Raw genomic sequence first — 12660 nt, 5'->3', positions numbered from 1 at the left:
AATCATGTATAAGAAGCTGAGTATTTTATTGGGTTTTGGTGTTCTATCGACAGTGTCTATGCTGGCATCAGCGCAGAACCTGTATATGAACGATCTAAAGCTTAAGGCCGATCTTGACTGGCTGAATACTCAAGGGGTCACGCAGATTAGTACCAGTACTTGGCCGTTGACTGCTAACGAGATTAAGCACGCTCTAAATACGGCTAATGCTCAAACGCCAGCGCAGCAGCAGATATTACAGTCAGTACAAACGCGACTGAATCAGAACCGTGACTCAGTGGTAAAAGGGTCGGCAACACTGCATATACAAACAGATAGAGATCAGCTGCCGCAAAAATTTGCCGACGATCAACTTGCTGGTCAACAAGCAAGCGTTGGGGTGTCGCTTAGCGAAGCGGAATGGGAATTTAATTTACAAGCCAATTTGAAAAATGATGAACTCATCGACGACAGCTCAGACGTTAGCTTTGAGGGTTCGTACCTTGCGGGTACGACTGCCAATCAATGGTTAATAGCGGGTAAAATACCAACATGGTGGGGACCTGGGCATGATGGTAGCCTTATTCGAGGCGATGCAAGCTTGCCAGTCGCTGGTTTCACCATGCAGCGTGATCAGCAAACAGCGCCTACATCGAAGTATTTATCGTGGGCCGGGCCTTGGCAATATCAGTTATTTGCAGGTCAGCTAGAGGATTATGAAGCTATTCCGGATGCTAAGTTATTTGGCGCAAGGCTTACGGCCAGCCCATGGGAGTGGTTAGAAGTCGGTGCTTCACGTACCTTTATGTGGGGTGGTGAAGGTCGTCCACAAAGTTTTGGCTCCTTTACTGATGCTCTCTTAGGAACCAAAGATAATGGTGGTAACGAAAGAGGTGACCCTGCCAACCAACTTGCTGGTTTTGATGCGCGCTTAAATCTGGCGCCATTGGTGAATGTGCCTGCGGGTGTTTATGCTCAGTATATCGGTGAAGATGAAGCAGGCGGCTTGCCAGCTAAAAACATGTATTTGGCGGGTGTTGATTATGCGTCTGCTGCTTACGGTAAGCCGTACCAGCTTTATGCTGAGTATACAGATACCCGTACTAGTGGTGAAGTTAGAGGTATCTCTTATAACCATAGTATTTATACCGATGGTTATTATCAGCAAGGCTTCCCATTAGGCTATGCTCTAGGCGGCGATGCAGAAAGTATCGCGGTTGGTGGTCGATTATGGCTGGATAACCGTAACTTTATCAATGCAAAAGTGCAGCATGCCAAGGTAAATCAAGCGGACAGAAGAAACGACACCAATCAAGCATTCCCAAATACTGATAAACTGACTGGTATCGATGTCGCTTGGGAGCATCAATACAACCCCAAAGCGCTCATCTCTAGCCGAATTTGGGCAGTAGATTCAGATAGCCAGTCGACTGATTTCGGCGTAGGTGTAGGTATTGAGCTAGCAACTTATTAGAGTAAAGCTACTTAGAGATATGAGTTTTTATAAGTTAGGATAATGTTGTATATAACCAGAATAGGACTTGCTAATAAGTTAGCAAGTCCTATTTTTTTGTCAAAAATTTAACCAATAGCCTCAATTGCTGCCAGATCTGGTAGCTCATCCGGTAATTCTCCCCCTTTGAGCTAATGTAAGTAATAAATAACTTTTGTTGCCAATTGTTGACAGATAGTATATAACTGTTAATGAGTATATAAATTCAATTTAGTATATATAGTTTCTGTTAAATAGGTAACCACTACTTACTAGATTATGACTCGTATTATCACTAAGACGTTTTTTGTTTGTGATGTAGCTATTTAATGAGTTTGTCATAGCCCTACATTATGAAAATTACGGTATCGCTAATAGCTGTTACTTATAGCTATAGATTACAAGGGGTTTACTATGGGCGGATATTCATCTCAATTATCAACGATAGCGTGCTTAGTGCTCTTCACTGTCACATCTGGTTGTAGCAGTATTAATTCTGGACTACAAGCGGGCAACTTACCGCCCAGTGGTGCCTTTGTCGCAGAAAATGGTATTACCTTCAATGTTCAACCATTAGACGTAGCGACCTTACCAGCTAAGCAAGCCCCAGTACTCGACAATGAGCTATATAACTTGGTCAAAGCTTCAAGACCAATAAGTTATCGTATTGAAGCAGGAGACGTAATGAGTATAGTGCTCACTGACTATCCAAATATCAGTGCATCAACCTCAAGTCTGACTGTCGATCAGCAAGGCTTTATTCAGTTTCCATTGATAGGACGCCTGAAGGCGAGTGGCATGAGTGTGCCGCAGTTCACTGCAGTATTACAAGGTAGGTTGCAACGCTATCTGAAATACTCAGACCCGCAAGTCAGAGTCATCAACTATCTTGGTAGCAAATTCTTTATCGATGGAGAAGTTGCTAAGTCTGGCGAGTTTCCTATTACTGATGCACCGGTCACCTTATATGGTGCTTTGTCCATGGCAGGGGGTGCCACTACGACAGGCGATTCAAATAATATTGTATTAAATCGCCGAGGTAAAAATTATAACTTAGGGTTGCAGTCATTAAGGCAGATGGGACTATCTGCCAACCAAATTTATGTACAAGATGGCGATTCCATTCATGTCAATAGTCAAAGCCGTAATAAAGTCTATGTCTTGGGAGAGTTTGGTCGAATCGCACCAGTTGCTATACCTGAGCAGGGGCTTAGCTTAGCGCACGTACTGGGTGAATCAAGTGGTTTAAATGCGAGCACAGCCAATGCTGCCAAAGTATATATTGTCCGTGATAACTCAAAGTATAACTATACCAATATCTATTATGCCGATATGCAGACTATTACCGGCTTAGCATTGGCAAATCGCTTTGAGATGCAAGCCAATGACATTCTTTACGTTGATCCTACGGGCCTAACTCGTTGGAACCGTGTGATCAGTGCTCTTTTACCATCAACTTCTGCGATCAGGTCAATCTCAGACTTTTAAGCGATAACAGTTATGGCGTTTGATAATATCATCACGAGCCTTGAATAATGGACTAAAAAAATAAGCTGACTGACTAACACTAATTGATGAAGACATAGTTATGGATAACAATTCAAAAGATTTATCTAGACACAATACCCTCAGAGGTACCGACAAAGATAATGATCTACTGGGTCTGCTTTTAGTATTACTACGCGGCTGGAAGATCATTGCTCTGTTTGCAATTTTGGGTTTAATAATAGGGGTGTTATATGTTCGCTACGAAAACCCTACCTTTAAATCAGATGCATTGATTCAAATTGATGAAACCTCCAAAAACTTATCAGGTCTAGGATCGAATATAGCAGAGCTATTGCCACCTGATGATAGTTCAATGCAAGCGCAGATTAAGCTAATAAGATCTCGCATGGTATTAGAGCCAGTGGTGGATTTGCTTCATTTAGGTATTAAATTGAATGATCCAGCAGTTAATAAGATAGATAGAATAAAAAACAACCAAACGAACGTGCAAATGAATAGTGCTGATGGCGTTGTACTCGAGACTAGTGATGGCCGGGTACAAATTAGTCAGTTTAATGTGACAGAAGACTATTTAGATAAACCCTTCACTTTATCAAGAACTAAGACAGGCTTTGTTTTAAGTAATGATAGTGAGCAATTTCAGGGGCAGTTGAACAAAGCCCATCGTTTCATAGGCAAGAGCGGTCTCATTGAAATTATGGTCAATGATCTACCTACTGATGAACATCCTATCGATATTACTAAGCAATCACTGCAAATCACCACGGACTCTATCAATAGTGCGTTATCAGTAGTGGAAGAAGGCACTAAGACCGGTATGATCGAGCTGTCTTTGTCAGGTCTAAACCAAAAGCAAGTTAGCCTAATATTAGAACATATTGTACGGTCTTATAGTGCACAGGACCAAACACGTAGCTCGGAACAAACTATCAAAACTATTGAGTTTATGAAAAAACAAATTCCAGAATTAAAACAAAAACTCAAAGCATCAGAAGCAATATTTAATAAGTTTCGTGAAAATACTGGCACCATTGATGTGGCACAAGAAGCCTCAATATTGCTTAGCGAAAATGCTGGAATTGATACACAAATCAGTGAGCTTAAGCTAAAAAGGGCAGATCTAACCACTTACTATACCAATGAGCATCCTTTAGTCATCCAGATAAACGAACAACTTGGAGTATTGAATGCTAGAAAACAGCAAATCGACAATACCATTAGTGCGCTACCAGAAGTACAGCGAGAGTTCTTGACACTCTCTGAGGATGTAAACATCGATAGAGAGATCTATCTCACCATCCTTAAGAAATACGAGCAGCTAAAAATTGTCAAAGCAGGTGAAGTCAGCAACGCCCGTATCATTGATTTGCCTATCAATACCAATAGAATCGTTACCCCTAAAAAACAATTAATAATAATGTTAGCCACCCTAGCAGGTGCTCTGTTAGGTGCTTTATTAATATTCATTATGAACCTGCTTAGAAATGTCGTTAAAGACCCTGAACGTATTGAGTCTAAGACAGGAGTGCCAGTCATCGCCACGATTCCACGCTCTGCTGTATTATCACGATTAAGTATGAACAAAAAAGCAGCCCCTCGAATGCTGGCTCATGTTGATAATAGTAGTTTGAGTTATGAAGCGATCAAAAGCCTTCGAACGAGACTTATCTTGAGTATGCCAACGGTCATTTCAGATAGCCCAAAAGCAAAAGTACTTTTGTTCACTGGTGAAAGCCCAGGCGTTGGTAAGTCGTTTATCTCTGCTAACTTGGCAGAAGTCTTTGCTCAGCTGAACAAAAAAGTTTTGGTCATAGATGCCGATATGCGTATGGGTGAGCTGCATAAGGTTTTTGGTATGAGTCAATATGATGGCCTAGCAGATTATCTGCTGTTAGATGACAGCAGTTTGCAACTTAACCAATTTAACAAAAGCGCCGATAATCAAATCATGAACGATGTCTCTGACTTTAGTCTAGAGAATTTTATTCACCCTAGTGATATAGCGCATATTGACTTTATGCCACGCGGAAAGCATCCAAGTAATCCTGAATCACTACTAATCAGCGAAAAGTTTGAAGCGTTGCTAACAGGATTAAAGTCTCAGTACGACTATATTATCATCGACTCACCACCATTATTGGCCGCTTCAGATGCAATGGTGTTAGCTCAATATGCAGACCAAGTACTCATGATAACCAGATACGATGAATCAATGGAAAAACAGTTAGTATATGCCGTTAAACAAATGTATGACTCTAATACTCGAGTAGATGGCATTATTCTCAATGACGTAAAGCAAGGCCTGATGAGTAAATATAGCTACCATTATCGCTATACCTATGGCTATGCCGACAATCGGTAATATAGTGCAGTTTCATCACTAGCCCGCTGTGAAGGCTGCACTCTTTTTATTTAGAATTAACTATATATAGTTAGGTAATAGAACTCTATGATAAATATAAATGAGCTAAAAATAGCTGTGATTGGTTTGGGGTATGTGGGATTGCCATTAGCAGTCGAGTTTGGCAAGCAGCATTCAGTGGTAGGCTTTGATATTAATGCCAGCCGCATTGCTGCGCTAATAGCAGGCACAGACCATACCTTGGAAGTTAGTGATGAAGAGCTAGCTGTAGCGATACATTTACGCTATAGCTCAGATATCCAAACGCTCAAAGACTGTAATTTCTTTATTGTAACCGTACCGACACCTATCGATAGCTCAAAGCAACCTAACTTAATGCCACTAATCACGGCCTCAAAGGCAATAGGTTCTTTACTAAAGAAAGATGACATTGTGGTCTATGAGTCTACAGTCTATCCTGGCGCGACCGAAGAGGTTTGTGTCCCAGTACTAGAGGAAGTATCTGGATTAACCCTCAATCAAGATTTCTATGCAGGCTATAGTCCTGAGCGTATCAATCCGGGTGACAAAGAGCACCGCGTAACTAATATTCTAAAAGTAACGGCAGGCTCGACCCCTGAAGTCGCTGATTTTGTTGATGAAGTTTATAACTTAATCATTACCGCTGGTACGCATCAAGCGCCAAGTATTAGGGTCGCAGAAGCAGCCAAGGTAATCGAAAACACCCAAAGAGATGTCAATATTGCCCTGATTAATGAGTTAGCGGTAATCTTTAATAAGATGGGAATAGATACCGAAGCGGTGCTCAAGGCAGCGGGAACCAAATGGAACTTCTTACCGTTTCGTCCCGGCCTAGTAGGTGGTCACTGTATTGGTGTTGATCCTTATTATCTGACTCATAAGGCGCAAGCTATCGGCCATAATCCTGAGATTATATTGGCAGGTCGGCGTTTGAATGACAGTATGGGTGAGTATGTGGTCACACAGTTGGTCAAAACCATGATCAAAAAGCGCATACAAGTTGAAGGTGCTAAAGTTTTGGTTTTAGGACTAAGTTTTAAAGAGAACTGTCCTGATGTACGTAATACTAAAGTTATTGATATTGTACATGAGCTACAGGAATATAATATAGCAGTTGATGTATATGATCCTTGGGTTGATGCTCACGAAGCTGATAGAGAATACGGTATCACACCTATTTCTAAACCTTTATTAAACCAGTATGACGGCGTCATTTTAGCGGTCGCTCATGAGCAGTTTATTAAAATGGGTATAGATAAAATTAGGGCTTTGGGTAAAGATAACCATGTCCTCTATGATTTAAAGTATCTGTTTACTAGAGAAGAAACTGACATACGCCTTTAATATATACAGTAATATGGAATGTATTTACTATGAAAGTAACCGTATATCAACAAGTTACAGAAGCGTTGGTTAATCAACCAAAGATCTGGCTCATTACAGGAGTTGCAGGGTTCATAGGTTCAAATTTACTTGAGAGCTTGTTATTGTTGAATCAAAAAGTCATTGGTTTAGATAATTTTGCCACTGGTTTTCAACATAACTTGGATGAAGTGCAGTCATTAGTAACTGCAGAGCAATGGCAACGATTTGACTTCATGGAAGGTGATATACGAAATTTAGCAGACTGTGAGACAGCTTGCATAGGCGTAGATTATGTCTTACATCAAGCGGCATTAGGTTCAGTGCCACGCTCTATCGCTGACCCTATCAATACTAACGACACTAATATCTCAGGTTTTTTAAACATGCTAGTCGCGGCTCGTAATGCTAGAGTGGCTAGCTTTACCTATGCCGCTAGTAGCTCAACTTATGGTGATCATCCAGCATTACCAAAGGTCGAAGATGCTATAGGTAAGCCTTTATCACCCTATGCAGTGACTAAATATGTCAATGAGCTATATGCTGAAGTCTTTGCTCGTACTTACGATTTTCATACTATTGGTCTACGTTATTTTAATATTTTTGGTAAGCGTCAAACTCCGGACGGTGCTTATGCGGCCGTAATCCCTAAATGGACGGCGGCCATGATTCAGGGTGAAAAAGTTTATATTAATGGAGATGGTGACACTAGCCGTGACTTTAATTTTATTGAAAATGCTGTGCAGGCTAATATTTTAGCAGCAACCGCTAATGACGATTTCAAAAACCAAGTATATAACGTGGCAGTCGGTGGTCGCACTACGCTAAATACCTTATTTAATGCGTTAAAAGATAGTTTACATACTAATGGCGTAGACTATAGCCAAGCGCCGATTTATCGTGATTTTAGAGAAGGTGATGTGCGTCACAGTCAAGCAGATATCAGTAAAATCAAAAACGCATTAGGATATGATTCTAAATTCGATATCGTCCAAGGTATCAGAAAAGCGATGCCTTGGTATGTTGATTTTTTACAAAACAACTTGTAGTTGGATAATCTATGTTGAAAGTAATTATGCAGCTTTTCTCGTTGTTGACGGATAAGCAACTAAAGCAATTTTATACGCTACAAGTGTTAGTGGTTATTATGGCGTTTACAGAGCTATTAGGGATTGCTTCTATAGCCCCTTTTATGGCTTTAGTTGGTGATATTAGCATACTAGAGACTAATGGCGTTTTTGCGCAATTGTATCAGCTGTCTGGCTTAAATAATCCTATGGACTTTTTATTCTATACTGGTGTGATAGTCCTAGTTATGTTGACGTTTTCTACTGTCATTTCTATGTTTACAATTTGGAGATTATCAATCTTTGGCGCGCGGATCGGTACTGAGATTGCGGATCGTCTCTATACCTACTATATGCAGCAAAGCTGGCAGTTTCATGCCAGCGGTAGTAGTGCACAGCTTACTAAGCAAGTATCCACTGAAGCGGCACGCATCAGTAATGACATCATACAACCGTTGATGCAAATGAATTCCAAGCTAGTCTTAGCACTATTTATATCCATCAGTATCGTGATTTATGATCCAGTTATCGCGATATTGGGATTATTCATATTTTCGTTAGCATACTTTGTACTATATAGGTTGGTGCGACAAAAATTAGAAAGTAATGGTCAACAGCTGTCTGAAGTGTCGACCCAACGTTTTAGACTCATGAACGAGGGGTTTGGCGGTATTAAAGACGTCTTACTGCTAAACCGTAGCCATGATTTTATCACTCGGTTTCATGATAGCGGTAAAGTCTTCGCTCGTGCTCAAGGAACCAATATAGCTATTAGCCAAGTACCACGATATTTTATAGAGCTTATAGCCTTTGGTGCGATGATTTCATTAGTATTGGTATTGATTAAGGTACACTCTGGTAATTTAGGAGAAGTCTTACCAATCTTAGCAGTTTATGCTCTGGCGGCATTTAAGTTGTTGCCAGCTTTACAACAAATATATTCTAGTCTATCTGTTATTAAAGGTAATGTCGCTGCGTTCGAGGCCGTCAAAGATGACTTACAGCGCTCACTTGAAAACCAGAAGATCGTCAGCGAAGCCTCGATAGTTCCATCCATAAACCTTTATCAAAACATTGCTCTGAATGATATAGCATTTAGTTATCCTGGTAAGGATAGAGCGGCCGTGGACGGCGTCAATATGAGTATCCCTGTCAATAGTGTGATTGGTCTTGTTGGCTCATCAGGCTCTGGCAAATCAACTTTGATAGATTTACTACTTGGTTTGCTGACCCCGCAACAGGGCGGTATATATGTCGATAACATTCGCATCACTGCAGATAATAAACGAGCCTGGCAAGATCTATTGGGATTTGTACCACAAAGTATCTTTCTAAGTGAAGGAAGCATCGCTGAAAATATTGCCTTTGGTATTCCGGCGAAAGACATCAGCCTAAAACAAGTTAATAAAGCGTTAAATTTAGCCAGTTTGACAGAATTGGTGGAGCAACTGCCAGAAGGTATCAATACCAAAGTAGGTGAGCGCGGTGTACAGCTCTCAGGTGGTCAGCGGCAACGTATCGGTATTGCGCGCGCACTCTATCATGAAGCAGAGGTTTTAGTATTCGACGAAGCAACCAGTGCATTAGATGGTATTACTGAAAAGATAGTCATGGACGCTATCCATGAGTTCAGTGGTCAAAAGACCATTATCATGATCGCTCATCGTCTAAAGACTGTAGAGAAATGTGATCTTATTTACTTTATGGAATACGGTAAAATAATTGATTATGGGACCTATCAGGAACTTGTGGTACGTAATGTAAAGTTTAAAGAAATGACTAAATACGCTTAGCGTTACTGACGGGAGCTCTGATATGTACTTAAGTTTGGTTATTCCGTTTTTCAATTCGGCACATAAATGCAAGAGACTTCTTAAACGTGTAAAAGAAATAATGTCGAGCGATCTCGATCTCGATCTCGAGCTTATTTTAGTTGATGACGGCTCAACTGACGACACTTATCGTTTACTTACAGATTTTAGAGATAGCTTGCCACAAGCCAATATAACAGTAATAAAACAAAAAAATAAAGGTCCTGGTGGTGCTAGGAATACGGGGCTGAAACTCGCAAAAGGTGAATATGTTTGGTTCGTCGACTCTGATGATGATATAACGCTAGAGGCATTAGCGTGCATAAAAGACAACTGCGACCATCAGTATGATTTTATTGATTTCAATATTATAAGCTCAGATGGTATTCCTATGAATACAATAGGCGTAGTAGCAGGTAGATATATAAATACACAAGAAATCCCTCATATACTTCTGAGTAGGTTTATGCCTCAAATGTGCAAAGCTTTTAGGCGAAATTTTTTAATTAAAAACCAAGTTCGTTATCCTGATTACTGCTATTACGAAGACATCCCACTGGCATTCACTGTTCCGCTTCTCGTCACGAGTTTTTTAAAAACAGACATCGTTGGTTATCTATATCATCAAGAATTCGCTTCTATTACTAGAGGTGAAATAAGTCTAAAATCACTTGATCGTCTTTACACATCAACTTGTGGACTGAAAGAAAGTTTGGTACTTGCCAAAACTGATATAGAAATCAATATCGTAAAGCAGCGTTTTGTTCAGCTGTACTTGATAGACAGTGCTGAGATGTTTTTTAGTGTCATGCCCAATAAAGGGTGGATAACTATTTGGCGAATTATGAGCGAGTATCGTAGATTGGCTAAGCAGTTTAATATAAGTTTAAACCCTTTTGATCTTATCAGCGAAAAGGACTATCAGTATAAACTGTATTTCCGTGCACAGTGGCTTATGTCTTTTATACTGAGAGGCGATCAGACGGCTTATTTTGAAGGGATAAGAGAAAAAGAGTGGGTTCTATGAATATATATAAAGCTATTTACTTTACTACAATCGTAGCGCTTTTATTTTGAACCGACTGTAGGTGTCTACTAAATCTTTATATTTCTGACTCCTAATGTATTAACCCTTCATCTTCGGTAAAAATCAGACTATAAACAGAATTAATTAAGTTACCTTATACGCATTAAGATAATATATATTCGGAATATAGGATTTATATTCTTTACAAAAAAAGTACTTTGCAGCATAATTTTAGTGATTAAGAGTTTATGTGTTGTCAGTGAGTGTCTCATTTCAGCGGTATTAAGGTCGGATAAAATAAGGGATATTCTTAATTAGGCTAAAGGAGAACTAAGTAATGAAAAATATTGGTATAGAAATGCATAAGCTTTGTGAAAAGCTTTTTCCGATATGTCGTAGCATAACTGGCGCAGGCTTTCGAGAATCCTTAAAGATACTAAAAAATGATATGCAATTGAATGATTTGAATGTGTTTGAGGTAGCAACTGGTACCGAATGCTTTGATTGGGAAGTCCCAAAAGAGTGGAATATTAGAGACGCTTATATTATTACTCCTGATGGCAAAAAGATATGTGACTTTCAAGTTTCTAACCTTCATGCCGTTAGCTACTCTATACCCGTAAATCAAGAAATATCGCTTGAAGAATTGCAGAAGCATCTTTACTCATTGCCAGAGCAACCGAATGCTATACCGTATATAACCTCATACTATCAAGAAAGATGGGGTTTTTGTATCACTCAACAAGAGAGGAACACGCTCAAACCCGGCAATTATAGCGTATATATAGACAGTGATTTACAGGAAGGAAGCTTAACCTACGGGGAGTTGATCATTCCAGGTGAAACGGAGGAGGAGGTCTTTTTATCAAGTTATTTGTGTCATCCCTCAATGGCAAACAATGAGCTATCAGGACCAGTGGTAACGGTATTTTTGGCAAAGTGGCTTTTAAGCTTGCCATTTAGAAAATATACTTATCGTATTATTATCATCCCTGAAACTATTGGCTCAATCACATACCTCAGTCGTCATCATGAAGCGATGAAACAAAACATTATTGCTGGGTTTAATATTACCTGTGTAGGTGATGATAGGGCTTACTCATATTTGCCTTCCAAAACCGGTGACACGTTAGCAGACCAAGTGGCAAAACATGTTTTAATCCACACTCATCCAGAGTTTGTCAGTTATTCTTTTTTAGACAGAGGAAGTGATGAAAGACAGTACTGTAGCAAGGGTATAGATCTGCCTGTATGCTCGATCATGAGAACAAAGTATGGATGCTATCCAGAGTACCACACTTCTTTAGATGACTTGAAGCTGGTCACTGCTACTGGTCTGCTTGGTAGTTATGAAGTGTTAAAAAAGTCGATTGAATGTCTTGAGGCTAATGAAATACTTGCAACAAACTTTTTATGTGAACCACAGCTTGGCAAGAGAGGTTTACATCCCACAATCGGTACCAAAGACAGTAGCTTAGTTGTCAAAAATATGATGAATTTTCTGGCTTACTGTGATGGAGTAAGTACAAATATAGAAATAGCAGAAAAAATAAATGCCCCATTATGGGCGTTGCAAGATACTATAAATAAGCTGAAAGCTGAAGATTTACTTATAAGTGTTGACTTGGTTTCAGATCATGATGATAGTTATGGCTATTCAAAATTGCTAATTTGACCTTTATCTTAATTACTAATCTGCTTACTTTTCCACATCGGACACTATAACCTATATTTTTTCTAAATTATTTTGACTGTAGGTAACTGTAATTTCTTCTAACCAATAAAGAGCTTTGGCTTAAATATATGAATAATCATATGTTTAGGCCAAAGCTCTTTTTTTGATGACTAATTTTTATTATTTATTTTACGTTTAATTCATTGTTGCTAGTTATACATTCAAATATCAATATTAATAAATATATATATTCTTTATTTTACATATTAATGTGTGTTATAGTTTTGTTAAGTTTATTACAGAATAAATGATCGAACAATATTTGGTAGCCTTGCAACTGGTAGAGGGATTTTAC

General features: G+C 39.4%; 8 protein-coding genes. All 8 read left to right on the top strand.

The window, feature by feature from the left end:
• The first annotated feature begins 4 nt into the window (after positions 1-4).
• The 8 genes from EPB74_RS07740 to EPB74_RS07705 all read left to right on the top strand — a co-directional run bounded on the left by EPB74_RS07740 (position 5) and on the right by EPB74_RS07705 (position 12305).
• Positions 5-1453 (top strand): capsule assembly Wzi family protein, encoded by a 1449-nt coding sequence (locus EPB74_RS07740; protein ID WP_274903684.1) that lies wholly within the window; start codon positions 5-7, stop codon positions 1451-1453.
• 432 nt (positions 1454-1885) lie between these two features.
• A complete protein-coding gene (locus EPB74_RS07735) occupies positions 1886-2959 on the top strand; it encodes a polysaccharide biosynthesis/export family protein (RefSeq protein WP_274903683.1) in 1074 nt (357 codons plus the stop codon).
• A gap of 100 nt (positions 2960-3059) precedes the next feature.
• On the top strand, positions 3060-5342 hold the full coding sequence (locus tag EPB74_RS07730) for a GNVR domain-containing protein (RefSeq protein ID WP_274903682.1): 2283 nt from the start codon (positions 3060-3062) through the stop codon (positions 5340-5342).
• Between the two features lie 87 nt (positions 5343-5429).
• A complete protein-coding gene (gene tviB / locus EPB74_RS07725) occupies positions 5430-6707 on the top strand; it encodes a Vi polysaccharide biosynthesis UDP-N-acetylglucosamine C-6 dehydrogenase TviB (protein WP_274903680.1) in 1278 nt (425 codons plus the stop codon).
• A 29-nt stretch (positions 6708-6736) separates the two neighbouring features.
• Entirely contained in the window at positions 6737-7774 is a 1038-nt protein-coding gene (locus tag EPB74_RS07720; RefSeq protein WP_274903678.1) for an NAD-dependent epimerase/dehydratase family protein, read from the top strand.
• A gap of 11 nt (positions 7775-7785) precedes the next feature.
• Positions 7786-9585, top strand: a complete 1800-nt coding sequence (locus EPB74_RS07715; protein WP_274903676.1) for an ABC transporter ATP-binding protein — start codon at positions 7786-7788, stop codon at positions 9583-9585.
• A 22-nt stretch (positions 9586-9607) separates the two neighbouring features.
• Positions 9608-10630: a glycosyltransferase family 2 protein gene (locus tag EPB74_RS07710; RefSeq protein WP_274903675.1), complete on the top strand. Its 1023-nt coding sequence runs from the start codon at positions 9608-9610 to the stop codon at positions 10628-10630.
• 337 nt (positions 10631-10967) lie between these two features.
• Positions 10968-12305, top strand: a complete 1338-nt coding sequence (locus EPB74_RS07705) for a DUF4910 domain-containing protein (RefSeq protein ID WP_274903674.1) — start codon at positions 10968-10970, stop codon at positions 12303-12305.
• Positions 12306-12660 lie beyond the last annotated feature (355 nt).

The organism is Psychrobacter sp. DAB_AL62B, from assembly GCF_028895345.1.
Taxonomy (GTDB): domain Bacteria; phylum Pseudomonadota; class Gammaproteobacteria; order Pseudomonadales; family Moraxellaceae; genus Psychrobacter.
Note: the sequence above shows the minus strand (reverse complement) of the source record. Positions and strands in the feature narration are given on the sequence as shown.